Origin of the sequence: Vibrio sp. 1CM7H (assembly GCF_023161645.1) — a bacterium.
In the GTDB taxonomy this organism is placed as follows: Bacteria; Pseudomonadota; Gammaproteobacteria; order Enterobacterales; family Vibrionaceae; genus Vibrio; species Vibrio diabolicus.
The window spans coordinates 824,133-849,872 of the sequence record NZ_JALNTV010000001.1; the positions used below are offsets into that span (position 1 = coordinate 824,133).

Sequence of the window (25,740 nt, forward strand, 5' to 3'; positions counted from 1 at the left end):
GCTAATTCTCCATTATCTCTTTGATTATGTGTTTGTATGTATCAGGCAAGTTGAGCAAGTCGCCCTGCGTATCCTCAGAGATAAGCAAACCGAAAACTTTCTCCAAGTCACCATCCAAGTACTTAGCAATATCCGCTAACGTGCGGCCAACTTGACGACGAGCCCAACGAATGCGCCCGTGCATATCGAGCGCAACTTGTTTCTTTTTTGTAACCACCTTTACTGGAGAGCTAGATACGATAGATGCGCTATACGCACAAATTCCGGCGAAGTAACCGCTGATATTGAGAAGCACATCGATTGGCATCTCCTTCAGCTCACACTCACTTCTAAACCAAAACATATCGAGCCCAAGCTGAGCAGCCTTGTTATAAATACGCCAGTAAATACGAGATTTGCGGTTGCCAACCTCGAACGATTCATTGATAACCTTGCCGGAAGGTTCAGCGAAATAACGCTCACCTGCACTAGGGCCGCAACCCCTATCAGATGTGCGAAACGCATTATCGGCATAGGCTTTTTTTGCATACTCACGACCGAACAAGCCGTGGAAGTCATCGACTGCAAGGTCGATTCGAGATAGACGGTTACAGTCGAGAAGCTCTAACCACCAATGCAAACGGAATGCACTTGTGTGCTCAAAAACGTGTTTGCACCCTAGCCCCTCAATTTGGAAATAACAGGTTCCACGGTTGCCACCCAAAGCAACAAATCCAACGTGCTTATTAGAGTGTTTGGTCATCAAGTGACATGAATCCTCGTAACCGTATAACCCCTTACCACGCCAAGGCGACATTCGAAGGCCAAGAACGTGCAAGCAAAAAACCTCCAAACGTTCCATCATTGCAACGTTCCATTGCTGTTTGTATCGCTCGATTAACTTTTCTTTTTGCTGAGGAGTTTTAGCCATGCGGTAATTTGGCTTAGGGATTGGAGCCCAGATAGCAGAAGAAAGATCTGACTTGTGAGCGTGACGCAAAGATGAGTAAGGGATTGTCCAAGACAGGTAATCAACAAAAACAAAAGGACTCGCATCAGTATCGATTTCCAATTCTTCAGGGGTGAATACTTGTTTTTTCATGTTCTCTGAAAACCTGTCAAGAGTAAATTTATTGCATATCTTGGGTAAATATTTTTACCTTGTCAAGATACTGTATGAAAAAACACTCCTTATAATGAGAAAAAACATGGACTCAATAAGGGGTTTAACATGCTAAATGAGAACATTAAGAGACTCCGAGAGGAAAAAGGAGTCACTCAGCTTGAAATGGCTAAATCTGTCGGAGCATCGGCAAAAACCGTTATGAACTGGGAATCAGGCAAGACTGAGCCAAAAGCATCAGAGCTAGTTTTAATAGCTAAAAGACTTGGGGTATCAGTTAATGAAGTACTTGGAAGAGAACAGAATCCGCACGAAAGACTGATAGAGAAAATTAGTTCAGCGATTGGAGATTTCAACGACGCGGAGATCGAATCACTGTCGATAATGGTCGAAGGTTTGTATTTGAGGAATCAAAGCAACAGAGCTAGAAATAATTTCTCCTCAGATAAGACTCGCTAAAGCTCAAACACTGGCGCGCTACGCTTGCGAATACACGGAGAACACTGATGGTTCAGTGGAATTTACCCCCGTAATACTAGACGGGGGTTTGGCTCCGCTTTTAGGTCCCTCCCGCAAAGCGGGCCCCTCCCAAAATGCTCGCTAACCGACGAAGTTATGACGATAAAAAAGATCATATTATCGATGGCCTTAATGAGCTCAAGTTCATTGGCAGACCCGACAATGAGCGAAATCATTGGTCGTGAAGAAGATCCAAACCAGCCGATTGAAGAAGTCTATGGCAAGGAACGCATAGACAGAATCAGAAACGGCGATGATACATGCATGTATGAATACAAAACCGATGAAGATGGAAATATCAAAAGTATACGACTTGAGGGAAAACCTATTCACTGCAAAGATCTTATAACGTTTTTCATCATGCAAAACAAAGACAAACTAAAATGACATACTCAGCGTTTGGTATGTCATTTCATTAGTGCAGCATTATGTGTGTTATGTTACGGGCTCTCACTTCAAAGCGATTCTCTTTCCTGGCATGTACGGCAAGCCGACAATGAGCAAGTCTCTCGCCCACCCTTTGCGCGTTCTAGGCCAAAGGCGAACCACTCAACATAACACTCACCCATAATGCGCACTGATATAGGGATTCCTGTGGACTTGCAATCACTAAGGCCAATCCAGCACAAGCCATTGAAATACTTGATAATCCAAGTCCGTTAAACTTTTTTCCTATGTTCTGCCACAGTGTCTGCGCTTCGTGCGTTTTTGCTTTATCCATCGCCAAGCCAATCAGAGCCTTTTCTTTATCTTCGCCTACAGCGTCCGCAAGCATAAGTATCTGATTCTCATTAAGAAATGTCCGACCTTTTCTAACTTCTGTGATCATTTGCGGGCTTACACCCAAGTCATGAGCTATCTGTTTGTATTGAACGTAGTTCATCTTGTCTTTATAAGCGTCGAGCAGCTTGTTTGTATACATTTTGTAGCGTCCTCAATTCACGTCATTAAATCGATTTTAGTCTTTTAACACATAATTTGCTGTATTGACGATACATAAGATTCTGTATTTAATCGGTACAGAATTTAATGTATCAGACCGCCTTAGCTTTGGGCGTTTGCCCTTGACGCTTACGTCTTGGCTTCGGTGGTCGCTCTCAACTAGTCAAGGTGGTTGTAATGGTCGTATTAGAAACTGAAGTAAAAAACGTCAATGTTAAAACGTTAACGCTCCGTCACTTCGCAGTGTCTCACGTTCCAGCTTTCAAGCTCTGTTACATCAGTACAACTGACATCTTTGAAGAAGTCGTTGTTCCTTTCAATCACTTTGGCTACTGCATTAGCACATTCGAAAACAACCAAGAGTCCTTTGGTTATCTCTCGGTTGGTGATTACGAGTTTCGTTTTGAATCTGACGAGCATGAAGTCCTATGTCGGTTTTTAGGCATGACACCTTCCAAGCCTACTGAGTTGGAGGCTTAACTATGTATCGAGAAAATTCTTTGCTCGAAATTGTTTGCGTCATCATTGCGATAATCATGATTTTTGTCTTCATCTATGCGTCTGCCAATGTTGATTTAGGTGCCTCTGCTTACGAAAAAGTTAATCAGTTTTTAATTGATGTTCCTTCTGTTGAGCCTCTAGTTATCGAGGCTCTTTCTGACAGAGTTCTTACATTACAAGAGCTTAACGACATTAAAGATTACGTAGATGACGAATCAAAGCGCGCTCTTCTTTCAAAAATCGCTGAGGCTCAGTAATCATGAACGAAGCTCAAATCATCTATTACGACTTGCTGCCTGACTACACGGTTTCTGTGTTGGTCAAAGGTTGCGACGAATGGGATTTGCTTAAATCCATGTCTCATCTTGAGTCTTGGGCTTCGTCTCAGTTTGCTTCTTATGAGTTGGTGTCCATCACCAACACGACCGTTGAACAACGTATCAATTTGGGGGTGTTTGATGACTACCGCAACTAACATCCTTAAAAGTTTCGATGAGCAAAGCGTTCATATTGATTACCTGTGTTTTACGTTTGCTGTGAAAGACTTACGTCATTGTCACGATGCCGTTCGTCGATTGCACAAGCATGAGGAATACAAAGGCTTTGCCAAATCAGGACTGTTACAGCGTCACTGTCGAGCGCCTAAGTTCCCTGCTCCACCTGTGTTTAATCCGACGGTCGCTAAGACGTCTGAAGAAATTGAAGCGTACAACAAAGCCTTTGATATCTGTTACCGCAACTATTTGGAAGACTGCTTGCGCATCTTCACCAATCAAGTGCTTGGTTTGTCGCTGTCTGCGCCTCGCGGTTTGGGTTTCCAGTTCTACACCGAATCCATGAAACTGACTTCGCCAGATGGTGAGGACTTCTGCGGCTTCGTTGGTATCGGCGGTAACAATGACACGGTGCATTTCCAAATCAACGGAACGGGATGCAAGCATGTATTTGCCCGTCGTCCTACGTGGTCGCTGCATGACTGGCTGACTAATGTCCTTGGTGTGCAAACTCTGGCGCGTGTTGACTTGGCCTATGACGATTACGACGGCATTTTTGATTGCGAATACGCTTACAAGGCGTGGCGTGACGACTGTTTCCGCACCGCAGAACGTGGTCGTGGCCCTGTGCTTCATGAAGATATGACCATTGCCAGCATCGGCAAAGACGGCAAACCGATTTACACCAAAGAGCAATACTCGATTGGTTCGCGTACCTCGCGCATTTACTGGCGTATCTACAACAAGGCTCTTGAGCAGAAACTCGCGAACACGGGTCTTGTCTGGTACCGCTCTGAAGTTGAGCTTAAAAAATGGAATGTTGATGTGTTGCTAAATCCAGCTGGCGCGTATGCCGCGCTCAATGATTTTGCTGCGTCAATTTCTACTGCAAAGAAATTCAATACCAAACCTGTCCCGACTAAACGCGCGGCGTTAGACCTGTTGGCCTCTGCGCACTGGATGCGTCGCCAGTACGGGAAAATCCTTAATTCACTTATCGAATTCCATGAGGGCGACATTGAAACCGTCGTCGGTTCCCTTGTCCGTGATGGAACGAAATTCACCTTCCCCGATACCTACGGCAAGTTGGTGACTCACATATTGGAGACTTAACAAATGGCTAAATCCGTTTTTGTACTTGGCATGGATATCACTTGGAACTCAGCACGTGGTGACAGTGCTCAACTGAACGTGTCACGACCTCTACGTGAAATCAACTCGGAGAAATTCAAACGCCGCACTATCGGTGAATCGGGTGATGTGAATCCCCAATGGGATCAACCTTTAATGATTGACCATGAATATGCCCTGCTTCTTGAGCGCACTGGTGCTCTCGTTCCTCGCCGCGAATACCAATTGCGCTTGGAGATTAACCCAGAAGACCCATTGGCAGGCGCTATCGTGACTGAGCTTATTCCAGTCGACCAAGAAATTAAGAAGCACTTCGAGGCTTCAATGAAACCCGTTCAAGGCTAAAAAATGTCTGTATGCGTCACCGTCGTTAACCAGTATGGCAATTTGAAAGCAACGAAAACGCCTGTTGCGGATTGCCAAGAATACGTTCTGATTTCGGCGGTGGACTACCAAGAATATAAGGAACCCGTCCTCTTTAACGGTGACTTGTTCCTGTATGTCAGTGGCGTGCTCTTGATCAACATGGTCGTTGGTCATTGGGTGGGTCGTGTTGTTCGCCTTATGAGTAAAAGGTAAATCTTATGAAAAAACTAGAACTTGTTGTAAATAACGTAAAACACGCAGTAGTAAACAAAAAGACCGCAGCTGGCGCTGCACTGATGGTCGCGTCTGTCTCTCCGGCGTTCGCTGAAGTCGATATCACGGGCGCAATCAACTCTGCGGTATCCGGTGGTCAAGCTAACGTATCACTGGTTGTGGCGGGTCTGATTGGTATGGCTGCACTGGGCTTTGGTGTGACCATGGTTGTTGGCTTCTTGCGTAAATAACGGCTCACCTCTATGCCTCCTTTATCGGGTAATTTACTTGGAGATGTTCTCGCTATCGTTCTAGGTGTTGCCTTTGCGGGGGCATTCCTCCACGGCTTTGTGAGTGGCATCAATACTCACTAATCAATAGATAAAGGGGGCTTCGGCTCCCTTTTTTATTGGTTTTATACAATGAATTACTATCTCCGTTTTTTTATTGCCCTTGTTATTCTGTGTGCTAGTAGTCATACGTATGCTTTAGAAGCTCGTATTAGTTATATGCAAATGAGGGGGTGTGGCTCTCAAGGTGATTGGGTTGACCCTTACAAGGTGAATACTTGTTTTTTGGATACTGGGTATTTCGACACATGCACATTTGAGAAGACACCCTATTCTAATGCGCGCTATCCCTATCAAACGGTTTGTGATAATGGGCTCGGTCTCGCTTATGACGAGGTTCGTTGTCCAGAAAATAGCGAATTTGATCCCTCCACCTTACGTTGTAAATCGGTCTGTGAATATGGTGAGAACCCTGACGGCTCATGTATGGACGCTTGCCAGTTCAAACAGTCCATTGGCGATACGGTGAAATTGCATTGGCATCCTGCGGTCTACGGCGAACTGGTGACAGGCGCGTGCTACGGTGACTACGGTGCGACTCGATGTGAAATGACCAAAAACGAATCCACCATTATTTGTACTGGCGTTCCAGATGGACAGTACACGCCCGACTCTCAATGTTCTCTCAAGTTCGCTTTCACTGGACGTCAGTGTGAAGGTGGCACACTTTTCTGGGGCGTGCCAGATGAACCTATCATTCCACCGGATACGCCAGAAGACCCAACTCATGACCCTGATGACCCAACAGGAGAGATTGAAGACCCAAGTGTCCTACCCGATGATTCAACCAACACGGTTAATCCCGGTGTCGTTGATGATAAACCGGATGTAGAAGACCCTGATACGGATGAATCGACAGACACGGCAGTCCTTTCTGCTATTAAAGGGCTTAACGTGGATGTGAACAAAGGCATTCATGATCTTAACGTCGATATCAACCAGTCACACGCTGACATCACCAACGCGGTGATTGATGTGAAAGGCTCTTTGGTCGATAACACCCAAGCCATTCAAGAACAGCAAATCAATGACAACAAGATTTATAAAAACACCAAGGCACTCATCCAACAGGCCAACGGCGATATCACTACGGCGGTGAACAACAATACCAACGCGACCATTGGTATTCGTAACGATTTAAAAGGGCTTGGTGATTCAATGGGCGAACTCGATAACAGCTTAAACGCGATTGAGGGTCTACTGACTGGCTCAGAGTTTGGCACACCTACGGGCACTGCTATCACTGGCGAAATCTTCACGGCAGAAGACTTTGCCAACCTGCAAACCACGATAGATGAAAAAGCCGAATCCATCCAAGACTATGTGGACGACATCAAAGGCTTAATCACTATCGGCACCAACTTCAACAACGGCACATTAAGTGACAAGTCTTTTAACATCAAAGGCGCAACCGTTGAATCAGGACTACAGCGTTTTGATGCGGTATCGGGCTACGTGCGCCCTGTCGTGCTGTTCATTTGTGCCTTAATCGGCCTTTGGGTTCTGTTTGGTAATCGGAGTAAATAACATGGAATACATCTACTCAGCATTAGAGTTTATTGCCAACATTGGGCAAACCTTTCTCGACTTCTTTGATGTGGCGATTGAATGGATAAAGAACGCGTTTGAATACGGCGCGATGTGGCTTATCTCAGTATGGCTCGATATCAAGATTGCCTCGATACAAATCGCACTCAAGATTGCGCAGCTGCTGCTCGAAGAATATGGCGTCTATACGCTTGTCGAAGACCGCTTTAATGCGCTTCCCTCTGATGTCCGTTATATCTTGACCGAATACGGCGTCACCTCTGGGCTACGTGTCATCTTTGATGCGTTCGCTACGTCTTTAGTTATGCGTTTCTTTAACTGGTGATTGAATGGCTACTTCATTTCGATACGGTCACGGTGGCTCTTACAAATCGGCTTGCGCCGTGTGGTTTGACTTACTGCCTGCACTGCGTGAAGGTCGAATTTGCATTACGAATATTCATGGCATGCAGCCACTTGAAGTGATTGAACAACGCCTTGGTGAGAAGTTTCCTGATACAGCTCGGCTCATTCGCATTAGCTCTCGCAATCCTGAAGGCTTCGAGCTTTGGAAATACTTCTTCTGTTGGGCACCCATTGGGGCATTCATCCTCATTGATGAGTGTCAGCAAATCTTCTCGGTCAATGCAGGTTTCAAAATGGCGAACATACACAAGCGCCCTTTCACTGACTTTGAGCCTCACTTACCGGAAGGATTCTCTGAGCTGTTTCACTCTCGTTGGCTAACGATTGATACGTCCAGTTTGGACAATGGCGAGATAGACGATTGCCAGCGCACACGTTTTGATGAGCAAGGGCGCATCATCTATCCGGAGAACTTTAACAACGCCTTTATGGAGCACCGGCACTACAACTGGGACATTGTGTTGCTCACGCCTGACTTTGCTCAAATCCCGAAAGAGTTAAAAGGTGTTGCGGAGTTGGCCAAGCAACATAAGGGTAAAGATGGGATCTTCTTTTCCAACCGCAAACCGCGCATCTTGGAACATGACCCGACTCGAACGGTCACCAAACCAAGCAAAGACGATGTGGTTTATAACCTCAAGGTGCCGCTTGATGTCCACCTACTCTACGCCTCGACCGTCACGGGGCAAATCACCAAATCGGGACTTGGAAAGAACATCTTTCTTAATCCGAAATTCTTAGCAGCTATGGCACTGGTCGTGCTTTCATTTGGGTACTTAGTTTATGCGCTTATTGGTATGGTTTCTGATTCTGAGACGACAACTGCGGAAGGAACGCAGCTTCATCAAACTTCGCAGCAAAGTGGCGTTTCGACTTCGCAAGGTCAAGCACGTCCTGGTCAAAGTGGTTCGCCTGGTTCTGTCATGGGTTCTAGTGGTTCTGGCTGTACGGGTTCTGGTTGCGGGAATGAGTCTTATCATGACGTAGGCACTGTTCCGACTTGGTTCCCACTGGCGAACTCAGAGAGTATCTATGTCTCTGCGGTGGAACGTTGGCACAAAGCCACCTCGATACACGTCAACGTGCATTTTGAGGTTGTCACACCGCGCGGTGTGACTTACCTCGATGACGGATTCCTAAACAAGTTGGGCGTCAAGATGGAATATCTGGACGATTGCCTCGTCCAGCTGTCCCACGGCGCATCCAATTTCTATGTCACGTGTTCGCCGTATGAGCAATATGCACAACGGCAAGAGCAAGATATTGAACTCAAACCCGTTGGCGGTTTGTTTAGTGGAGACGAAACCTAATGAATGAATACGTAACGCATGGACAGCTCGTTGAAATCATCGAGTTGTTTGATCATCTCTCGATAGTGAATGCAGTCATAGTGGTGCTCGTGTATGACCTTTCCAGATACCTCCTAGGTAAACTGGTCGACTACTTCAATTAAAGGCAAGGTGCCAGCCCCGCAGGGATAAGGAGTTGCGGAGCGACGACGAGGCACCAAGCCGCCCACCTTAGCAAAACCTAACCCCATCACTTAATCGGCGCGGTTAGCAGCCCAAAGCCACTTGGATGCTGCCGCCCTCCTTCCTGCTAGACCAGCCTCGCAGAGACTATCCACACCAAAGGCGCGTTAACCTACTGGAACGCTGCATACTCACAACATCAAAGCTTTGCGAGTGTCGAGCAATGCTTATTCTTCTTTTCTGGGTTCTCTCCGACGGACGCGCGGAGCAAGTGAGGACGGGCTAGGACGATTGCGCGACGTGCGGCGGGAGGTCAAACCCCCGAATCTGTATTACGGGGGTAAATTCCACGAAATTAACAGAGGTTTCTATAAGCAAGCAACAGCCATATGCGTCTTGTGTCTATAAATCAGTTTTAAAAGATGCGATAGTTAGCGTCTTCATGATAGGATTGCAGCGAGTTTACGCTAACGATAAATCATTAAAATGAAAAGACTAATTATAGATAATTTTATAACATTGAAGCATGTCGACATAGAGATTGGCGGCTTTACAGTTTTAATCGGTCAGCAAGCTAGTGGTAAAAGTATCATCGCTAAACTTTGTTACTTTTTCACAGAGTTTGCCACAGAATCCTTATTTGATGGGATAAAAAACAACTCGAGAAAGAACAAAGTAGATAAAGAAATTATTTCTAATTTTGTCAGCCTTTTTGACAAAGAAACGTGGCAAGACAAACCATTTAAGATTACTTTTAGATATGATGAATATCACGGTATAACTATTGAAAAGGTAAAAGTAAAGTCAAGTATTAAGGTTACTCTTTTAGATTGTACCAATAATTTTTTCACACAAGGAAAAAAGAAATTTATTCGTTATCAAAACCATGTTCCTTCTGACGAATATACATCATTGAGCAAAATGTTTCATAATTTCAAATATGATGAATTACGATATTTCCAACACTGCGATACTTTGTTTCATTTTAATTCGTACATACCAGCATCTAGAGCTATATTCTCCACATTGTCAGAAAATATATTCTCATTACTTTCCGAAACGGGAAGAATTGATAAAATGATTTCTGAGTTTGGCAATGTATATAGCTTAGCCAAAGACATAAATAACAAAAAAATTAGTCGTAAAATTCTTGATAGAATTGAAGCATACTTATCCGATGAACAGCAGGATGTATTGAAATATGTTGACGAAATTATCTATAGCATCTTGCATGGCGAATTCAGATCTATCAATGGGGATGAATATTTAGAAACTAAAGAGGGTATATTAAGCCTTATTAATACATCTTCTGGGCAGCAGGAAAGTTTACCGCTTTTGATAACTGTCCGAATGATATCTTATTTTTGGTCAGATTTCCCTGGTAACTATTATGTTGAAGAGCCAGAAGCTCACCTTTTCCCGGAAGCGCAATATAACGTTGTTAAAGTTCTAGCGCTGTTAAGGTCATGCTATGAAGATGCTCCAAATTATTTTATTACTACACACAGTCCTTATGTACTGACAGCCATTAATAACCTGCTTTACGTAGGTAAAATTAGAGAGCTAGATAACAAGACTTCTGACTTAGAAAAAGACTTTAATCCATATTTAGGAATCGATTTTAAACACTTAAACGCTTACTCTATAATTGATGGCTATTCTAAATCTATTCTTGATGAAGAGTCAGAACTTATAGATGCAACACTTATTGATTCTGTTTCCTCCGTATTCAGTGACGAGTTTGATAAATTGCTTGACATTTTATATAGCGAAGATGAGGAAGGGAATGAGTAATCTTGATTATATTAGTGCTACCGTAACCTGCTCGAAGAAACTAATGCCTTGTAGTGAGAATAATAGGAAGTTTGATTTCAAAAACCCTAAACAAATTCCCGCAAAACTATACAAAGTAGATGGTGGTCTAATAGCGAGCGTGGGACAAAAAAAGTGTGATTATATGTATGAAGTATTTTCACCGAATGCGGACATAGCTCAAATTACTAAGGATCTTAATCAGGACAATAAGATTAGCCCCCACATTAAGAAGTTAGTTTATGTTGAGCTTAAAGGTAAGGATTTTGAACAAGGCGTATCTCAATTAGAAGTGACTGCGGCTACTTTTAAAAATCGCCACTCAAATTGTAAATCTAAGCATGGGTTTATCGTTTGTAGCAAGGTTAGACATCCACAGTTTTCAACTCTTTATCAGAACCTCAAAGCCAAATTTAGAAAAAATCACAATATTAGTCTTACTATACAAAGCCAAGTTAGTAATATGACTGTCTAGATAAAGGCTCCACAAGGAGCCTTTTTTACTACACGATTTTCTTCAATACCCTTGCATATTTAAGAATCTGGTGCGCTACCTCAATATCATTTGAGGCTCCGATCTCGAGCAACGCTACTCCAATCAAAACTTGCTGAGCAGTAACCAACTGCCCTGTCGGAAGCTCTAGACGATCATGCCTCATTACGAAGTTTTCCCACTCTTCACAACAGCTAAGCTCCCTCCCCCTATTCATCCTCATTAAGCGTTTACACTCTGGCGGAATGGATTTTCCCTTATCCCATTCTTTGACCGTTCTCACAGTTTTTAAACAAAGTTTGGCAGCTTCTTCGACGGTTAAACCACATTCAAATTCACGAAAAATATAGTTTTTAGTCATTTCGTGATACTTCATTGAATTGTCCCTCAAAAGAGAGACATTTTATAGGATACGCATATGCAATCGTATTCAACATAAGCGCCCATAATGCGAAATAAAAAGCTAGAAGATTAACATTGTCGATATCAGCATAGTTACGCTTTTTCTGGCCTTATAGACTGCACCTGATATCTTGCTTGTATGGATCATGAACTTTTATTTCACCACAGCGACCACTTGATAAGAACCAGTCATCAACTTTAAAACCGTGTAGCCGATTAAGTTCCTGCACTGTATCTTTGATTACGTTCGACACTATACGCGTTTGTTCTGCTTCTTGCTCATTCAAGTAGACGAACAGTTGGATTGGATATTCCATTCTTTCTCTGCAACTTTCTGAGTTAACAAGATCTTTGGCTGGCGTTCTTGAAGTTCTGATACTAACTCAGCTGGGTATGAGCTAGTGTTTAAGTTATATCAGATAAGCAACCTAACGATTGCTTAAAGCCTTTGTCTTCAAATCTCATTCCAAAAGTGTAAGTATTACATTAGCTTTATAGGAACAAGGAATCCATTAGATGTAAACTCTCTACTTTTCAATCTATACCTAGATCTTTCTTCATATGTTCACTCAACTCGCTAGTGGTTCTTACATTAATTTTATGTTTGCAATGATGGATTCTCAACTCTTCACCAAATAATTTCACTATTGATTTTGTATACAAAGCACTAATATTATTTATTAATCTATACAATGTACCTTTCTGATAAACAGATCTTTTCGAATTTTGTATTGCAGTCTTCATATTTAAATATTCTCACATTTTTAACTTTATAATTTAAGGAATTATTTTCAAGTTCGATATTTATTATTGCTTTTGTCGATATTGAATGAGTCATTATAAATGATGCGCAATCGACAATTAAATCACCTGAATCCAACTTAGTAATTTCACGAGAGAGAACTTTTATTTTTAAATTTTCCTTTTCGTTACTTAAGTCGATTGAGTTAATTTCTTCAGGATATTTGTTTAACTTAATATCCAATATAGTTTTATTAAGATAGTAGTCTGCCATTATTTCATGACGGCTTTTAAATATCATTGTCCCCCTCCGTTGATGCAAGTTATACTTTCCCTCCCGTTAAAAGACAACGTGACTCAGAGTTGCAAAAAGGTAACAATCATGGAATTGATGAACAATGAGCTGGTCTGCTTTGCAGCCATTTGTAAACACCTCTCTCTTACAGAGGCATCAAAAGAACTTGGAAAGTCGAAAGCTCAAGTCAGCAGGCAGTTAGCGGCATTAGAAAAACAACTTGGTGTAACACTCGTCCACAGGACAACAAGAAAACTCGTTTTAACTGATCATGGTGAAAGCATTAGAGAGCTTGCCATCAAAACGTTAGAGAGCTTGCAGGAGTTGAATTACAGAGCTAGCTCGTTGAGTGAGTGCATTAATGGAAAGTTTAAAATTACAATGCCCAACTCTATAGCCTCTTCTATTTTTGGTTCTGTTCTTAAAGGCTTACAAGAACGATATCCAGCAGTGAACTTTGAAATATCATCAAGTAACAATGTTGAGAATTTATTAGAAAGCAATGTAGATTTAGCGATTAGGCTTAATAATATTATTGATGACACTCTGATTGCACATAAAATCGGTGATTATAACGATGTTTTAATATCTACAGTTAACAATGCCAATAACAACACGCTATTAATCTACAAGAATCACTCGAATAAGGAATCAATTAAAAAGCAGTACACTGACGTTATCGAAGTTGATAACACCTCTATTTTAATAAACTTTGTCTCTGAGGGGGTTGGGGTTGGCGTCATTCCAAATTACCTTGTAAAAAGTAACCATATAGACAACAATATCCAAATTTCACAAAATTTTGATATAGAACGCTCCATGTATATCGCCTACCCTTATCAAAACCCTTTACCAAGAAAGCTAGCTGAAATATCTACTTTTATTAGGTCTGAGTTATCAAAAATATTGAAAAATGAATCACTTTAGGATGGCTTTTCAGGTTTATAATTTTCCTTTGATAACTCATGAGATCTAGCGAGAAGCTTTGTAACGTATTGTTTCAAAGAGCCTCGTTAGGCATTTATGAAAATCCCCAACTTTATGCTTGTTATCACAACATGAGATGCTATACCGTTTCATTATCAAGGCTTTGCGTGGAATAAATCACGTGGGTTAAACGATAGATTGACTTACATTAAAAATTTAATCGAAAGCAGCTTTATATTAAATTGATTTCATACCGTTCTGCGTGTATCTTCTACCCATATCCCCACAATAACCAAGGAGAATGCCATGGATAAGCTACTCGCGTCTGCACTAGAAATTAAGCAGCGAACTATGGTGACTGGCTTTTTTGCTAGAAATGGATTCAAAATTGCTATGACCGATTTTGATGATGTCACTTTTGAGCGAGAAGGTGTGCAAGTTAACGTGCATTTTGATTTGCAGTCAAACGCAGAGTCTGCATCTATTTTATCCCAAGAGGCATCTGCCATTCCTGGTTAGTTATTTTGTTGTCAATCATACGCAAAGCCGAACGCAAACGTTCGGCTTTTTAATATGCGAAAAACGGGATTACAAAAGATGTGGCACAAACCTGCGTTACTGTCACTCATCCAAGTAAACAATCAATAAATCTGCTTCAACCTCATTCGCTACCCTTGGTACCGATGAAAAGAAACGGCTCAATAAATTATGATGATGACCGCAGACTACTAGGTCTATTCCCTCTTTTTTTACGATTCCCGACAATTTGATATGCAGGTCACCGATAACTGCCATCGTCTCGTGTACTGGATATAGGCATTTATCAGCGAGTTCTTGTAGCTCCTTTTGCAACTTTTGTTCTTCTTTCGGCTCCATGATCACACGATCAACATCCACATAAACGAATGAAAGTTTGGCGTTCGAGTTCTTTGCTTGAGTTATTGCTTTTTCGATAACGACTTGGCTAGATTGAGATAAATCAACAGCGATTAAAACGTGCTTGTAACTCATTCTTTCTCTCCTAGTTAGTTTTCATGTGCTTATAGTAAGTCTAGTTCACTAAGAGCGAATGCAATGTCTAAACTCATATTTCATGAAAATATGGGAGTTTGATATAAGAATGTGGAAACAGCCGAGCGATCAGCTATCTAATAGCCATTGAAGGCTCTTGAAGTCAACTAGTGACTTAGGAACCAGTTATTGATATGTGGCCCATTTTGTTCTCCCTCCTTAAGATGTACATAACTATGTAACTAACGCAAACAAACCCACGTTACGCCGTCACTACGCTTCTAAACCCTGTCAATTTCTATTGCAGCTTGTTTTATATTCCTAATTACAACGTCGCCTAGTTTAGTAAAACCACTTGGCAATAAGTAATTTTTTCGTGTAATCCATCGATCAAGATTAAGAGTTATTTCATAGACAACACTGAATTAAAGACAAGATTTAGAGTTAAAACAGAGTCCAACACTCCTATGTTCAACCTAAAACCGACATACGTCTGCGAGCACTTACTGTCTATATAACGTCAACTATATAACTATATTCAGATTTTATTTTTCTGTTACAACGTGTCTTTTTTATCTTCACAGCATAATCCTCTACTTGAAAACATACCCAATCATCATCTTGTAATTTAATTACACAAGAAGATGTTCGAAACATAACTACAAGACAAAAAACCAACACAAGTTACTGATTTTATTAATTTTAATTTAAAAAATAGCATTTCACCCCATATTCGTTCAAGCCAGAACGCATCAAGGTTAACTTAAACAAGTAAAATTTTACTAACTGCTTAGTACAGAATAGAGGAAGTTGAATAAATTGAAAGGTATAGAAATAACGTTACGACGTAACTACGTTAAGGTATGAAAATATTTGAGGATAAATATGAGGACCAAAAAAACAGGGCCAAAGCCCTGATATGAATTAATTAGTTTTGTTGCTGTTGTTTTTCTGCGTACTCAGATCGAATCTGTTCGGCAACAATTTTGATGGCTTCTGCTGTACTTGTGCCCTTCGCCATCAATTCTTGAATTTTCTCTACAGCTTGTTGTTGCTCTTGGTGAGATAGAGGGGGTAAATCGTCAAACATAAAAAAGCTCCTCATTTTGAGGAGCAGACTATAACGATTCAATTAATAGGTCGCAAGGAAATTAATTGATGCCCCCATTGCGTTCTCGTTCGTGTACTGAGCAGCAATATCTAATTCGATCAACTTAAGTGGAGACAGTCCAATACCCGCAGTAATGGTACCTTCGTCGCTACTTCGAGCTAAGTTTTTCATATAACCCGCTCGCAACGCCATTTGACGCAAGATATCAAATTCAATACCAGCTCGAATCATTTGCGTATTATCATCGAAGGATGAAAAACGTTTTTCTTCATTAAGATCGTAGTCGACACTCATAGTAAAGTAATCGGCAACAATCCCTGCCCCGACCGTATATACGGGACGCATGCTGTATTCGTATGATTTAATCGTATCACTGCCATACATGAACGATTTTGTTTTAACGTCTCTTCCGATCAAGTTTTTTGCTGAAATACCGACACGATATGGGCCAAAGAACCAAAGCGCGCCCGCATCCAAGTTAAACATCGTTTCCGCTGTTTCATGTTCACGTAAGTCTTTGGTATCGAAATTCTGAAAACTCGTGGCGTAAGAGTACGTATAAATACGCTGAAGTTTAGGCGTAACACCAAATGAAAGGTGTTGATTCATAAAGTTGGTGTATTTAGCAAGTGATACACCTGCTTCAGCAACACCAATAGAAACACCTTGTACGTAGCTATCGTCTAACGGATTAGTACCTGACGTATCTACTTTTGGTTGCACGAATGATTCAGTGTATAACTTACCGTATGCAGTTGCAGATAAAAATTTATTAGGAATACCTATAGCGACAACGCCACCAAGATCAAAGTCAGTTTTTTTTCCATCTATGGCATTCATCGATTTTTTGATTTCATCGACATCAGTCAATTTGCTGATGCGTTCGATTTCATCGACAAGATCATATTGATCATCGTAGTTACCACCAAAACTTGGCACGATCATTCCAGCATCGTCGTTTCGGCGATAAATTGCAGTAAGTGCGGGGTTGAAAAAAGGAGCAGTCAGATAAGTTGCTGATACCGTACCAACGCCACCCATCGCATCGCTACGAGCTTCTATCGCATAAGTGGCAGCCGAAGCAACGTTTGCGAAAAGTGTGGTGGCAACAGAGGTGGCTAGAATTTTATATTTGGTTTTCATACTACACTTGTGATTTTGGTTCTTCCTGAACCTTTATCGGCACAAATGGTATTTCTTTAACTATTCTTCTTGGGAAAGATCATAGGTTCGGCTAATAGTTTGAGCTTGCTCAACAATTATATCGCCCTGCCAACGACGACTGTTGATACTCACTGCTAGCACGTATCTATCATTTGGGACACCCGCAAGCTCTAGTGAATTGGGATAGTTAGACTCGTAAGTCTTTTTCCACATTTGCTCGTATTGACCATCAATGTAGTCATATAAACCAACTTCAAGTTGCGGTAATGGACAATGGGGATTACGAAGTGCGCTCTTTTCTACTTTCCAATTCTCTTTAGATGTCCAACGAACATATTGCGAAGAATTGGAATCTCCTAATATTACCCAAGTTCGATACTCTTGTTTATCTTTAGAAACAATAGTTAAGTGATACAAGCCTGCTTCAAGCTTACCCGTGAGGTTATAGCGTTTCGAATAACTGCGCTCATTGGCTAATTCTGTACCGCTCGGCTGTTCTTCATAACTGAATGAACTGTCTGCGGATATAGAATCATCCACCCATCGATTAAATGAAATATTTTCGATGTCAGTTGTAGCTCTTAGCTTGATCACTAATCTAAATGTATCTCGCCCAGGGCTTTGGATGGTCTGACGAATAACGTTCACGCCACTTATCCATTCAGGCAGCGTTACACCAGTGAGAGACTTGCCACAGTTTTTAGATAGTGACTGACCAAGAAGATCATTCAGGTGAGGAGTCAAATCTTTGCTTGGTTCCGTTTGCCACAGTTCAACAAGAGAGTTGAACATACCGGCAAGATCATCTTCAAGTAAGTGTTGATGTGCCTGCGTTAAAGGCGTGTTGGTTTGAAACCAGTCCATTGCATGGACTGGTTTCACTAACGCTAATGAGAGAACTACGGGGAGTAGTGTTTTCATTATGACTTATGCTTTCATCTTGTAGCCAACACCGCGAAGTGTTTCAATTTCCAGTCCTGGCAGTTTTTGACGAAGCTGCAATACGTGCGTATCCACAGTACGTGTTGTTGGGAAATGATTATAACCCCAAACGTGGTCAAGTAGCTCATCACGAGTAAACACGCGACCTAAGTTCGACGCTAAAAATAGCAGTAGATCAAACTCTGTACGAGTTAACGTAATTAGCTCATCTTTATAGGTAACTTCACGAGTTGAACGATCAATTTCTAAGTCTTTTGTGATCACTTTATCAGCGCTGCTTTGCTCTGCTGAATCCGGTGCTCGTAGCTGTGCACGGATTCTCGCAAAGAGTTCCGCTTCAGCAAAAGGCTTCGTTAAGTAGTCGTTCGCGCCGGAATCAAGGCCTGCAACTTTATCTTTTACGGTAACAAGTGCCGTTAGCAAGATAACTGGTACGTCTTTAATCTGTTTCCATTCTGGGAGACATTGTACAGAGTCACCATCTGGGAGTTGGCGATCGAGAATAACCAAGTCAGCTTTTTTCCATTGTGGTTCTACGTCTGCAATACGTTCCACATGTAAACACTCATATCCTGCTTGTTCCAGGCTTACTAACAGGCCATCAGCCAAGTTTTTATCGTCCTCAACGAGAAGCAGTGTCTGTTTCACAAGGTATCTCCAATATAAAGGTTGTAGGTGGTCCCATCAGGGACATTTTTCCGCCCATGCGGCCTACCATAGATTCAACGATTGTTAACCCAAGTCCTAACCCGCTCTTACTGACGAACGGTTTCTTCAAATTTGCCCAATCTTTAGCCGTTAGGCCACCAGCATCTCGGACTTGGAATACTATTTTTTCTTCACTAGTTGAAACATCCAATTCAACTGGTGCAATACCGTACTTAAGCGCATTACGAAGCAAGTTATCGATACAAGTTCCTAACCAGTACACATTAACTTTAGCAGCCACATCTTCATTGATGTTGAAAAGCACGGCACTATCAAATTCTTCTTCGATCTTAAATTCTAACCAGTCTGCGACAGACGGAACCCAATCTGTTGCAAGCATTTGGTTATCAGATTGCAAATAATCTTTACTCGCTTCTGCCAATTGACGCAAACGACGTGTATCTTCACACAATCTGCGAAACTCGTCATACACGCTTTCAGGTAGATGCTCGAACTCTCGGCGAAAGCCCTCAACCGTCAGTGATAGAGATGCAATCGGTGTTCTGAGCTCATGCGTTAAAATTTGCAACACAAGCATTCTACTACGGAGCTCTTCTCGCTTACTATTCCAGCGGTATACAGCCCAACCAATCACTAGAAGAATATTTGCGATTACCAGTATGATCATACTGATCCGCAAAACTTGTGAGTGATCTTCTACATCCCAACAAATATTGCCTCGTTTAACAAAGCAACTTTTGCTTTGAGACGCTAGAGCGTATGACAAACCCGCATTAGCGACGTTTTCTTCCCAGATATCTTTCTCGAAGACAAAGTAACGGTCACCACGTCGTAACCAAAGTTCGTTACCTTCGATAAACATGCTCGCGCCTGCAATCAAAGCATTAATGGCGTCGTCGTCCATGTTTTTCAAGCTTTCTAACAACTCATCCCCTTCCTCATTGTCACGCTCTTTAATATGCATGTATTGAGCAAGCTTGGGTTTGAGTTCTGGATACTTATCCACATAGCGTGCAGCATAAGTCCCACCACCAGGGTGAATGAGGCCACTACGCGAAAACCAACGTGGTGTCAGTTGCGTCCCTTTACAGATAGCTCTTGTAAATACTAACGGCTCAGTAATTAAAGGACTCAGTGGCAATTTACCACGACAAGTATTCGCTAAGCTGTAAAGCTGTTGTATATCTTTTAACGGATAGTCAGACGTTTGCGGCAGAAGCGAATCTGGCGCAAGTAACTTGGTAGGATAATTTGATTGCAGAATACGAATATCATACGATTTAAGAGCTACTTCATAATTAAATAGCTCTGTAAACGTATCTATTCTTTCTGGTAGTGAATCGGAAAATGCAGGTGCCGAAAAAAGCGGCAATACAGTTGCAAAACCGAGCAAAAACTTTTTAATCAAACTGTTACCGTCACTTGTTACATTAGCCAAAACTATACATCAATCTACAAGCAATTGACATCTGCTAACAGAAGGATTTGCATTACTATAACATTGAAACGGAACAAAAAAGGGCCAGCGATTGCTGACCCTGTATAGTTTTAAATCAAGAATGGTTAGAGTGCTTTAAAAATAGACTCAACACTTTCCTTCGCATCACCAAATAGCATTGATGTATTTTCTTTGAAGAACAGTGGGTTCTGTACACCTGCGTAACCAGTATTCATTGAACGCTTGAATACCACTACATTTTTCGCGTTCCAAACCTCCAGTACAGGCATACCAGCAATCGGGCTGTTCGGATCTTCCAGAGCTGCCGGGTTTACCGTATCGTTAGCACCGATAACCAGTACTGTATCGGTTTCAGCGAAGTCATCATTGATTTCATCCATTTCAAGAACGATATCATACGGTACTTTCGCTTCAGCAAGTAACACGTTCATATGTCCCGGAAGACGACCTGCTACTGGGTGAATACCAAAGCGAACCTCAATACCTTTTGAACGAAGTACGTCAGTAATTTCATGCACTGGATACTGCGCTTGCGCTACAGCCATACCATATCCTGGGGTGATGATTACTGATTTTGAGTTCTTCAGCATTTCAGCGACTTCTTCTGCCGTTGTTTCGCGATGTTCGCCCTGCTCTTCGTCACCTGAAATCACAATCTCTTGACCAAAGCCACCAGCAATAACACTGATAAACGAACGGTTCATGGCTTTACACATGATGTAAGAAAGAATCGCACCTGAAGAACCAACCAACGCACCTGTTACGATTAATAGATCATTTGCGAGCATGAAACCTGCTGCTGCTGCTGCCCAACCTGAATATGAGTTCAGCATTGAAACGACAACTGGCATATCAGCACCACCAATTGAAGCAACTAAGTGGTAACCGAACGCGAACGCAATCAGTGTCATCACAATCAGAGCGAACATGCTGCCATCTACTTTTACGAAGTAGATCATAAGAAGCGTAGAAATCACAACCGCTGCAAGGTTCATTTTGTGCTTGTGAGGAAGGTTAAGCGGCGAAGAAGAAATCACACCACGTAACTTACCAAATGCAACAATTGAACCCGTGAAGGTTACGGCACCAATGAAGACACCCAAGAATACTTCTACAAGGTGGATAACATGTTCAGCATGAGTTGCTGCTTCTGGCGCATCAAGGTAACTGTTGTAGCCAACTAAAACCGCAGCTAAGCCTACAAAGCTGTGCAGTATCGCAACCAGTTCTGGCATTTCGGTCATTTCTACTTTCTTCGCATAGAAAATACCGATCGCCCCACCTATCGCCATCGCAATAATGATCCACCCAAAGCCTTGAGCATCAGGGCTGAAGATCGTCGCGATCAGCGCGATCGTCATACCTGCGATACCATAGTAGTTACCATTACGAGCGGACTCTTGCTTTGAAAGCCCCGCCAAACTCATGATGAAAAATAATGCAGCAACAATGTAAGCTGCTTGTACTAATCCTGCAGACATTGTAACTCCTATTTATCTTTGCGGAACATTTCAAGCATACGCTTGGTGACGGTGAAACCACCGAAGATATTGATGCTGGCGATCAATACAGCAATAAAGGATAGGAATGAAACGACCCCATTACCTTGCCCAATTTGCAGTAATGCACCAACCACAATAATGCCGGAGATAGCATTCGTTACCGACATAAGCGGAGTATGAAGTGCATGGGTAACATTCCAAACCACGTAGTAGCCGACAACACAAGCTAAAACAAATACAGTAAAGTGAGAAAGGAACGCTGCCGGCGCAACCGATGCAATCCAAGCAAAAGCACCTACTGCCGCGGCTACACCAATAATTTTCTTCGTTGGAGAGGTAGGTTCTTCTACTTTAGGCTCTGGTTTCGCAGGTTGCTCTTGTTTCACTTGCGGCTGCGCTGAAACCTGAATTGGTGGTGCAGGCCATGTAATTTCACCTTCTTTAACCACGGTGACACCACGGATAACAACATCTTCGAAATCAATATTGATGTTACCGTCTTTTTCTTTACACAGCAGTTTTAGAAGGTTAACAAGGTTTGTCGCGTAAAGTTGAGAAGATTGCGTTGGCAAACGACCGACCATGTCAGTGTAACCAACAATTTTTACGCCGTTATCTGTCATGATAACTTGGTCTTTCACTGTGTATTCACAGTTACCGCCATTAGCAGCTGCCAAGTCAACAATGACACTGCCCGCTTTCATGCTGTCGACCATTTCTTTGGTGATCAGCTTCGGAGCAGGTTTGCCAGGGATTAGTGCCGTTGTAATGATGATATCAACATCTTTAGCTTGCTCTGCGTATAACTCTGCTGCTTTTTTGTTGAAGTCATCGGACATTTCTTTTGCGTAGCCGTCACCAGAACCAGAGTCTTCTTGGAAATCCACGGTCAGGAACTCTGCTCCCATGGACTCAACTTGTTCTTTTACTTCTGGGCGAACGTCAAATGCACGAACAATAGCCCCTAGGCTACCCGCAGCACCGATTGCAGCCAAACCAGCCACACCCGCACCAGCGACCAATACTTTCGCTGGTGGTACTTTACCGGCAGCCGTTATTTGACCTGTAAAGAAACGACCAAACTCATGAGCTGCTTCAACAACCGCACGATACCCAGCGATGTTAGCCATCGAAGAGAGCGCGTCTAAGGCTTGCGCACGAGAGATACGAGGAACAGAATCCATGGCAAGAACGTTAATGTTCTTACTTGAAAGTTGTTCCATCAACTCTGCGTTTTGAGCAGGCCAAATAAAGCTAACAAGTGTTGCACCATCTTGTAGTAGTGCGATTTCGTCAATGCCTTGTTCTTCATCTACGATTGGCGCATTAACTTTTAGAATAAGACCAGATGCCCAAACTTCTTCACTAGAAACGATTTTCGCACCAGCAGCTTCATAAGCAGCATCATCGAAACTCGCAAGCACCCCCGCTTGGGATTCAATCGCGATATCGAATCCCAACTTTATTAACTGCTCAACCGACTTCGGCGATGCAGCTACTCGCGATTCACCCGCAAGTATCTCTTTAGGTACACCGATTTGCAAAACGCATACTCCTTGTATACATATCAATAAATTAGCCCCAAAACAGAGCGTCGCTCTACTCTAACTCTTTTTTATTTCTATCTGTTTACCACGCAAGACAATTGCAAACGAAAGATGGTGTTTGGGGCCACCCATTTGCACAATAACACCTTGACTAACAGCCCTGTTATTATTCTGTTTGTATCGAACGCGTCTCATTACTTCAAGTGTTTTGTAATTTAAATACTAAATTTCATTACATATAACGCTAAGTAATGAATGATTGTCGCTCTGAGCACGAAAAATAACAACGCCATGCCTTACTAGACTGAGGTCTAACCAGATCATAATTAAATGCTGACTTAACAAACATTTAAGCTCTAAAAAAGAAAGAGCCATCAGCATATACACTAATGGCTCTTTTTAAGATGATTGGAATCAAGTTGCGGTGAATTGTTAGTCGAAGATTTTATCGCCCATTTGATCGATAAACATTTGAGATTTCTTCAACATAAGTTCATTGGCATCTTGTTCCGAGCCGAGCAAATCTGAACGAATAAATCGATGAGTTTTCACTTCATCGTCGTATTGCTTTTCTATTCGACCGGCAATGCGGTATTGCCCACCCTCTGAAAGGCTCTCTTGGTAAATAAGGAAACCTTTGTACTCAACTGGTTCCACAGTTTTTACTTCAGCAGTTTTTTCACTACCACCAAACAAACGCGAAAAAAATCCCACGGTTCCTCCTTGGGTAAGCTCATCGATAGATTAAGCTTGTATCACTTAATATTGACATTGAGGATTGGTTTTTCATACCAGTCCAATTCTTTGTCTTCATCATAACTGGTATGGGTAAAAATTACAGGTACATCATGATCTCGGTTTTTACGCCGGTCTTCTTTCACCATTTCTGCCGCGTTTTTCACCGCGATATCTGCACTTTGCTTAAATTGGGTGAGCTTTTGTTCCGGAAGCGAAGATAAAAAATCAATATCATGACGAATATAGACGGGTTTGAGCTGAATAAGTGCAAGGCACGCGATATCTGCGAGCTGCTCGTTGTCATACTGCTCTACAAACTGAGGCAAACTGAGCACTTGTCCAACAAGTGTTTCCATGTAGTTATGCACATCTGAACTTATCTGCATTGGCAAATCTCCCTTGTTCTATGAAAACAAGTATAGCAACGACTTGTTTATAACAACTTATTGATTGCTCTTAATTTAATCAATCTCTCTCTTTTTGTCGTAATGTCTCCCAAAATACTTGGGAAAATGAGCAAATAGACGTATTCTTGCTAGTTCTCGAAGAAAGAAAATCGATAGCAGATTAATATCTATATTGATGAAACGCTTAACCTAACCAATTATATAATCAACTATTTTCAGGCAATTTGTAATAGATGTCCTCATCATCAATGACTTCATCAGGCTTTCGATTCCTTTTCCCATTTATGTTGCTGGGATTAGTGAGTTCGAGCATGAACAACATCATTCAGATGACTCAGTCAAACTGGGGTATTGCCGCAAATTTGCCGTACATACTGTTAGGCTGTGCACTGCTCCTTTGCTATTCATTTAAGCAAGGTCGGGAGTCAATGGTGTGCTTAGCGACGTTACTGGCCTATTTCGTGATACAGCACAGGCTACAAGTTCCACTTCAAAGTGGTACAGCCTTACTTGAGCTGACCATTTTAGCCACGCTACTTCCTGTTTCTTTTCTTGCGGTATTTTTGTTTAGTAAAGACGGTTTCGACTCAAGAGCCATGTTTACTTACCTCTTGATGTTAACGATGTTCGTTCTTTGGTCTTACCTTACGTTAGCGTATTACGTTGAAGGTGGGTTTGAACAATGGACAAGCGGCATTTTATTTATCGTACCTACGGTTTCTAAACTGCCTTTTATTCTAGTTTTATATTGTGTGGGTATTGTCTGCTTCCTCGGAATTCTTGTTTTAAAGAAGAATGAAATCATCCATGCTATGACCTACTCTGCAATGGTGCTGGCGTCCGCGACGTTCATTTTCTTTGATGTGCAATACATATCTAGCACCATGTTTACCCTAACGGGATTGCTTATCATTATTTATGCTGCCTCTGCCAGCCATCAATTGGCTTTCACAGATAGCTTAACGCGGATCCCGAGTAGGCGCGCACTCGACCTTGACTTAAAACACATGGGCAAAAAGTTCACGATCGCAATGCTTGATGTTGACCACTTTAAAAAGTTTAACGATACCTACGGTCACGATACGGGTGATGACGTATTAAAAATGGTCGCTTCGCGTCTAACTAAAACTCCCGGTGGCGCAAAAGTATATCGATTTGGCGGAGAAGAATTTACCATCGTCTTTAAAGGCAAGTACGCAGATGAGTGTAAAGAGTTTTTAGAAGAAGCACGTAAATCCATCGCAGAGTATGAGATGATTTTGCGTGATGAAGAATCCCGCCCAGATAACCATAAACAAGGCCAAAAAAAGCGTGGTAACGACAGTTCGAGGAGAAAGTCAGTCTTTGTCACCGCAAGTTTCGGAGCGGCCGACAGCAAAAACGGGCAAGCACCTCAGGACGTGATAAAGTTAGCGGACGAAGCGCTTTACAAAGCGAAAAAGGCTGGACGCAATTGCGTGAGGCTTCATTAATACCC

33 protein-coding genes are annotated in these 25,740 nt (G+C 42.1%); 18 read left to right on the forward strand and 15 right to left on the reverse strand.

The genetic code is table 11. The features are described from left to right. Window position 1 precedes the first annotated feature (1 nt). Entirely contained in the window at window positions 2-1,081 is a 1,080-nt protein-coding gene (locus MSG33_RS03540; protein WP_248379883.1) for a replication initiation factor domain-containing protein, read from the reverse strand. A 129-nt stretch (window positions 1,082-1,210) separates the two neighbouring features. Here MSG33_RS03540 and MSG33_RS03545 point away from each other — a divergent pair, with 129 nt between their 5' ends. Both MSG33_RS03545 and MSG33_RS03550 read left to right on the forward strand, forming a co-directional pair. Then, window positions 1,211-1,561, forward strand: coding sequence for a helix-turn-helix transcriptional regulator (locus tag MSG33_RS03545; RefSeq protein ID WP_017636227.1), 351 nt, complete (start codon window positions 1,211-1,213; stop codon window positions 1,559-1,561). A gap of 192 nt (window positions 1,562-1,753) precedes the next feature. Beyond that, the gene (locus MSG33_RS03550) at window positions 1,754-2,008 is read left to right on the forward strand and encodes a hypothetical protein (RefSeq protein ID WP_248379887.1); all 255 of its coding nucleotides are present in this window, start codon (window positions 1,754-1,756) and stop codon (window positions 2,006-2,008) included. 142 nt (window positions 2,009-2,150) lie between these two features. Here MSG33_RS03550 and MSG33_RS03555 read toward each other — a convergent pair whose 3' ends face one another. Beyond that, the gene (locus tag MSG33_RS03555) at window positions 2,151-2,543 is read right to left on the reverse strand and encodes a DUF3693 domain-containing protein (RefSeq protein ID WP_248379889.1); all 393 of its coding nucleotides are present in this window, start codon (window positions 2,541-2,543) and stop codon (window positions 2,151-2,153) included. A 197-nt stretch (window positions 2,544-2,740) separates the two neighbouring features. Between MSG33_RS03555 and MSG33_RS03560 the strand changes: the two genes are divergently transcribed. The 13 genes from MSG33_RS03560 (at window position 2,741) to MSG33_RS03620 (ending at window position 11,330) form a co-directional block, all read left to right on the forward strand. Then, window positions 2,741-3,043 (forward strand): hypothetical protein, encoded by a 303-nt coding sequence (locus MSG33_RS03560; protein WP_248379891.1) that lies wholly within the window; start codon window positions 2,741-2,743, stop codon window positions 3,041-3,043. A gap of 2 nt (window positions 3,044-3,045) precedes the next feature. Next, window positions 3,046-3,321: a hypothetical protein gene (locus tag MSG33_RS03565; RefSeq protein WP_248379893.1), complete on the forward strand. Its 276-nt coding sequence runs from the start codon at window positions 3,046-3,048 to the stop codon at window positions 3,319-3,321. 2 nt (window positions 3,322-3,323) lie between these two features. Further along, window positions 3,324-3,539: a hypothetical protein gene (locus MSG33_RS03570; protein ID WP_012842282.1), complete on the forward strand. Its 216-nt coding sequence runs from the start codon at window positions 3,324-3,326 to the stop codon at window positions 3,537-3,539. Continuing rightward, window positions 3,523-4,671, forward strand: coding sequence for a replication initiation factor domain-containing protein (locus MSG33_RS03575; RefSeq protein WP_070363890.1), 1,149 nt, complete (start codon window positions 3,523-3,525; stop codon window positions 4,669-4,671). The genes MSG33_RS03570 and MSG33_RS03575 overlap by 17 nt, the downstream gene beginning before the upstream one ends. 3 nt (window positions 4,672-4,674) lie before the next feature. Next, the gene (locus MSG33_RS03580) at window positions 4,675-5,034 is read left to right on the forward strand and encodes a DUF1293 family protein (RefSeq protein ID WP_005477647.1); all 360 of its coding nucleotides are present in this window, start codon (window positions 4,675-4,677) and stop codon (window positions 5,032-5,034) included. A 3-nt stretch (window positions 5,035-5,037) separates the two neighbouring features. Continuing rightward, window positions 5,038-5,268: a hypothetical protein gene (locus MSG33_RS03585; RefSeq protein ID WP_005477619.1), complete on the forward strand. Its 231-nt coding sequence runs from the start codon at window positions 5,038-5,040 to the stop codon at window positions 5,266-5,268. 5 nt (window positions 5,269-5,273) lie between these two features. Further along, window positions 5,274-5,519: a hypothetical protein gene (locus MSG33_RS03590; RefSeq protein ID WP_029851175.1), complete on the forward strand. Its 246-nt coding sequence runs from the start codon at window positions 5,274-5,276 to the stop codon at window positions 5,517-5,519. 171 nt (window positions 5,520-5,690) lie between these two features. Further along, window positions 5,691-7,145 (forward strand): hypothetical protein, encoded by a 1,455-nt coding sequence (locus MSG33_RS03595; protein ID WP_248379895.1) that lies wholly within the window; start codon window positions 5,691-5,693, stop codon window positions 7,143-7,145. Window position 7,146: 1 nt separating this feature from the next. Further along, window positions 7,147-7,491 carry a DUF2523 family protein gene (locus tag MSG33_RS03600; RefSeq protein ID WP_005477634.1) on the forward strand — a complete coding sequence of 115 codons (345 nt, stop codon included), beginning with the start codon at window positions 7,147-7,149 and terminating at the stop codon, window positions 7,489-7,491. A gap of 4 nt (window positions 7,492-7,495) precedes the next feature. After that, window positions 7,496-8,881, forward strand: coding sequence for a zonular occludens toxin domain-containing protein (locus MSG33_RS03605; RefSeq protein WP_020840618.1), 1,386 nt, complete (start codon window positions 7,496-7,498; stop codon window positions 8,879-8,881). Next, the gene (locus MSG33_RS03610) at window positions 8,881-9,024 is read left to right on the forward strand and encodes a hypothetical protein (protein WP_080369130.1); all 144 of its coding nucleotides are present in this window, start codon (window positions 8,881-8,883) and stop codon (window positions 9,022-9,024) included. The genes MSG33_RS03605 and MSG33_RS03610 overlap by 1 nt, the downstream gene beginning before the upstream one ends. A gap of 505 nt (window positions 9,025-9,529) precedes the next feature. Then, the gene (locus MSG33_RS03615) at window positions 9,530-10,837 is read left to right on the forward strand and encodes an AAA family ATPase (RefSeq protein WP_248379896.1); all 1,308 of its coding nucleotides are present in this window, start codon (window positions 9,530-9,532) and stop codon (window positions 10,835-10,837) included. Next, on the forward strand, window positions 10,830-11,330 hold the full coding sequence (locus MSG33_RS03620) for a hypothetical protein (protein WP_248379897.1): 501 nt from the start codon (window positions 10,830-10,832) through the stop codon (window positions 11,328-11,330). Before MSG33_RS03615 ends, MSG33_RS03620 begins: the two co-directional genes overlap by 8 nt. Before the next feature lie 28 nt (window positions 11,331-11,358). Here MSG33_RS03620 and MSG33_RS03625 read toward each other — a convergent pair whose 3' ends face one another. The 3 genes from MSG33_RS03625 to MSG33_RS03635 all read right to left on the reverse strand — a co-directional run bounded on the left by MSG33_RS03625 (window position 11,359) and on the right by MSG33_RS03635 (window position 12,792). After that, window positions 11,359-11,724: a regulator gene (locus MSG33_RS03625; RefSeq protein ID WP_248379898.1), complete on the reverse strand. Its 366-nt coding sequence runs from the start codon at window positions 11,722-11,724 to the stop codon at window positions 11,359-11,361. A 136-nt stretch (window positions 11,725-11,860) separates the two neighbouring features. Continuing rightward, entirely contained in the window at window positions 11,861-12,067 is a 207-nt protein-coding gene (locus tag MSG33_RS03630) for a hypothetical protein (protein WP_248379899.1), read from the reverse strand. 368 nt (window positions 12,068-12,435) lie between these two features. After that, window positions 12,436-12,792, reverse strand: coding sequence for a hypothetical protein (locus tag MSG33_RS03635; protein ID WP_248379900.1), 357 nt, complete (start codon window positions 12,790-12,792; stop codon window positions 12,436-12,438). Window positions 12,793-12,873: 81 nt separating this feature from the next. Here MSG33_RS03635 and MSG33_RS03640 point away from each other — a divergent pair, with 81 nt between their 5' ends. Further along, the gene (locus MSG33_RS03640; protein WP_226420670.1) at window positions 12,874-13,713 is read left to right on the forward strand and encodes a LysR family transcriptional regulator; all 840 of its coding nucleotides are present in this window, start codon (window positions 12,874-12,876) and stop codon (window positions 13,711-13,713) included. A 306-nt stretch (window positions 13,714-14,019) separates the two neighbouring features. Beyond that, window positions 14,020-14,232, forward strand: coding sequence for a hypothetical protein (locus tag MSG33_RS03645; protein WP_012842272.1), 213 nt, complete (start codon window positions 14,020-14,022; stop codon window positions 14,230-14,232). Between the two features lie 102 nt (window positions 14,233-14,334). Here the strand turns inward: MSG33_RS03645 and MSG33_RS03650 are convergent, their stop codons facing one another. From MSG33_RS03650 to MSG33_RS03695, 10 genes are all read right to left on the reverse strand, one after another. Further along, window positions 14,335-14,724, reverse strand: a complete 390-nt coding sequence (locus MSG33_RS03650; protein ID WP_248379901.1) for a universal stress protein — start codon at window positions 14,722-14,724, stop codon at window positions 14,335-14,337. 928 nt (window positions 14,725-15,652) lie between these two features. Next, complete coding sequence (locus tag MSG33_RS03655; RefSeq protein ID WP_005394474.1) at window positions 15,653-15,814, reverse strand: YoaH family protein; 162 nt, start codon at window positions 15,812-15,814, stop codon at window positions 15,653-15,655. A gap of 42 nt (window positions 15,815-15,856) precedes the next feature. Then, entirely contained in the window at window positions 15,857-16,978 is a 1,122-nt protein-coding gene (locus MSG33_RS03660) for a conjugal transfer protein TraF (RefSeq protein ID WP_012842270.1), read from the reverse strand. Window positions 16,979-17,038: 60 nt separating this feature from the next. Beyond that, entirely contained in the window at window positions 17,039-17,920 is an 882-nt protein-coding gene (locus MSG33_RS03665) for a DUF2861 family protein (protein ID WP_005394478.1), read from the reverse strand. A 6-nt stretch (window positions 17,921-17,926) separates the two neighbouring features. Beyond that, window positions 17,927-18,589, reverse strand: coding sequence for a response regulator transcription factor VxrB (vxrB, locus tag MSG33_RS03670; protein WP_005394480.1), 663 nt, complete (start codon window positions 18,587-18,589; stop codon window positions 17,927-17,929). After that, window positions 18,564-20,018 (reverse strand): sensor histidine kinase VxrA, encoded by a 1,455-nt coding sequence (gene vxrA / locus MSG33_RS03675; protein ID WP_005394482.1) that lies wholly within the window; start codon window positions 20,016-20,018, stop codon window positions 18,564-18,566. Before vxrA ends, vxrB begins: the two co-directional genes overlap by 26 nt. A 155-nt stretch (window positions 20,019-20,173) precedes the next feature. Next, complete coding sequence (gene pntB / locus MSG33_RS03680; RefSeq protein WP_203347428.1) at window positions 20,174-21,550, reverse strand: Re/Si-specific NAD(P)(+) transhydrogenase subunit beta; 1,377 nt, start codon at window positions 21,548-21,550, stop codon at window positions 20,174-20,176. Between the two features lie 8 nt (window positions 21,551-21,558). After that, entirely contained in the window at window positions 21,559-23,115 is a 1,557-nt protein-coding gene (locus MSG33_RS03685; RefSeq protein WP_005394487.1) for a Re/Si-specific NAD(P)(+) transhydrogenase subunit alpha, read from the reverse strand. Between the two features lie 435 nt (window positions 23,116-23,550). Then, on the reverse strand, window positions 23,551-23,832 hold the full coding sequence (locus MSG33_RS03690; protein ID WP_005394488.1) for an HlyU family transcriptional regulator: 282 nt from the start codon (window positions 23,830-23,832) through the stop codon (window positions 23,551-23,553). A gap of 41 nt (window positions 23,833-23,873) precedes the next feature. Continuing rightward, window positions 23,874-24,242 carry a late competence development ComFB family protein gene (locus MSG33_RS03695; protein ID WP_005394489.1) on the reverse strand — a complete coding sequence of 123 codons (369 nt, stop codon included), beginning with the start codon at window positions 24,240-24,242 and terminating at the stop codon, window positions 23,874-23,876. Between the two features lie 254 nt (window positions 24,243-24,496). Here MSG33_RS03695 and MSG33_RS03700 point away from each other — a divergent pair, with 254 nt between their 5' ends. Then, window positions 24,497-25,735 (forward strand): GGDEF domain-containing protein, encoded by a 1,239-nt coding sequence (locus tag MSG33_RS03700; RefSeq protein WP_053808401.1) that lies wholly within the window; start codon window positions 24,497-24,499, stop codon window positions 25,733-25,735. The last annotated feature ends 5 nt before the right edge of the window (window positions 25,736-25,740 follow it).

What these genes read in the sequence shown, in the direction of transcription:
- MSG33_RS03570 (WP_012842282.1), top strand. Translation starts at nt 3,324, where the DNA reads ATGAACGAAGCTCAAATCATCTATTACGACTTGCTGCCTGACTACACG.
- MSG33_RS03600 (WP_005477634.1), top strand. Translation starts at nt 7,147, where the DNA reads ATGGAATACATCTACTCAGCATTAGAGTTTATTGCCAACATTGGGCAA.
- MSG33_RS03590 (WP_029851175.1), top strand. Translation starts at nt 5,274, where the DNA reads ATGAAAAAACTAGAACTTGTTGTAAATAACGTAAAACACGCAGTAGTA.
- MSG33_RS03615 (WP_248379896.1), top strand. Translation starts at nt 9,530, where the DNA reads ATGAAAAGACTAATTATAGATAATTTTATAACATTGAAGCATGTCGAC.
- MSG33_RS03635 (WP_248379900.1), bottom strand. Translation starts at nt 12,792, where the DNA reads ATGATATTTAAAAGCCGTCATGAAATAATGGCAGACTACTATCTTAAT.
- MSG33_RS03605 (WP_020840618.1), top strand. Translation starts at nt 7,496, where the DNA reads ATGGCTACTTCATTTCGATACGGTCACGGTGGCTCTTACAAATCGGCT.
- MSG33_RS03625 (WP_248379898.1), bottom strand. Translation starts at nt 11,724, where the DNA reads ATGAAGTATCACGAAATGACTAAAAACTATATTTTTCGTGAATTTGAA.
- MSG33_RS03550 (WP_248379887.1), top strand. Translation starts at nt 1,754, where the DNA reads ATGAGCTCAAGTTCATTGGCAGACCCGACAATGAGCGAAATCATTGGT.
- MSG33_RS03700 (WP_053808401.1), top strand. Translation starts at nt 24,497, where the DNA reads ATGTCCTCATCATCAATGACTTCATCAGGCTTTCGATTCCTTTTCCCA.
- MSG33_RS03540 (WP_248379883.1), bottom strand. Translation starts at nt 1,081, where the DNA reads ATGAAAAAACAAGTATTCACCCCTGAAGAATTGGAAATCGATACTGAT.
- MSG33_RS03555 (WP_248379889.1), bottom strand. Translation starts at nt 2,543, where the DNA reads ATGTATACAAACAAGCTGCTCGACGCTTATAAAGACAAGATGAACTAC.
- MSG33_RS03575 (WP_070363890.1), top strand. Translation starts at nt 3,523, where the DNA reads ATGACTACCGCAACTAACATCCTTAAAAGTTTCGATGAGCAAAGCGTT.
- MSG33_RS03545 (WP_017636227.1), top strand. Translation starts at nt 1,211, where the DNA reads ATGCTAAATGAGAACATTAAGAGACTCCGAGAGGAAAAAGGAGTCACT.
- MSG33_RS03650 (WP_248379901.1), bottom strand. Translation starts at nt 14,724, where the DNA reads ATGAGTTACAAGCACGTTTTAATCGCTGTTGATTTATCTCAATCTAGC.
- MSG33_RS03580 (WP_005477647.1), top strand. Translation starts at nt 4,675, where the DNA reads ATGGCTAAATCCGTTTTTGTACTTGGCATGGATATCACTTGGAACTCA.
- MSG33_RS03565 (WP_248379893.1), top strand. Translation starts at nt 3,046, where the DNA reads ATGTATCGAGAAAATTCTTTGCTCGAAATTGTTTGCGTCATCATTGCG.
- MSG33_RS03560 (WP_248379891.1), top strand. Translation starts at nt 2,741, where the DNA reads ATGGTCGTATTAGAAACTGAAGTAAAAAACGTCAATGTTAAAACGTTA.
- MSG33_RS03660 (WP_012842270.1), bottom strand. Translation starts at nt 16,978, where the DNA reads ATGAAAACCAAATATAAAATTCTAGCCACCTCTGTTGCCACCACACTT.
- MSG33_RS03695 (WP_005394489.1), bottom strand. Translation starts at nt 24,242, where the DNA reads ATGCAGATAAGTTCAGATGTGCATAACTACATGGAAACACTTGTTGGA.
- MSG33_RS03645 (WP_012842272.1), top strand. Translation starts at nt 14,020, where the DNA reads ATGGATAAGCTACTCGCGTCTGCACTAGAAATTAAGCAGCGAACTATG.
- MSG33_RS03655 (WP_005394474.1), bottom strand. Translation starts at nt 15,814, where the DNA reads ATGTTTGACGATTTACCCCCTCTATCTCACCAAGAGCAACAACAAGCT.
- MSG33_RS03620 (WP_248379897.1), top strand. Translation starts at nt 10,830, where the DNA reads ATGAGTAATCTTGATTATATTAGTGCTACCGTAACCTGCTCGAAGAAA.
- MSG33_RS03595 (WP_248379895.1), top strand. Translation starts at nt 5,691, where the DNA reads ATGAATTACTATCTCCGTTTTTTTATTGCCCTTGTTATTCTGTGTGCT.
- MSG33_RS03630 (WP_248379899.1), bottom strand. Translation starts at nt 12,067, where the DNA reads ATGGAATATCCAATCCAACTGTTCGTCTACTTGAATGAGCAAGAAGCA.
- MSG33_RS03665 (WP_005394478.1), bottom strand. Translation starts at nt 17,920, where the DNA reads ATGAAAACACTACTCCCCGTAGTTCTCTCATTAGCGTTAGTGAAACCA.
- MSG33_RS03640 (WP_226420670.1), top strand. Translation starts at nt 12,874, where the DNA reads ATGGAATTGATGAACAATGAGCTGGTCTGCTTTGCAGCCATTTGTAAA.
- MSG33_RS03585 (WP_005477619.1), top strand. Translation starts at nt 5,038, where the DNA reads ATGTCTGTATGCGTCACCGTCGTTAACCAGTATGGCAATTTGAAAGCA.
- MSG33_RS03610 (WP_080369130.1), top strand. Translation starts at nt 8,881, where the DNA reads ATGAATGAATACGTAACGCATGGACAGCTCGTTGAAATCATCGAGTTG.
- pntB (WP_203347428.1), bottom strand. Translation starts at nt 21,550, where the DNA reads ATGTCTGCAGGATTAGTACAAGCAGCTTACATTGTTGCTGCATTATTT.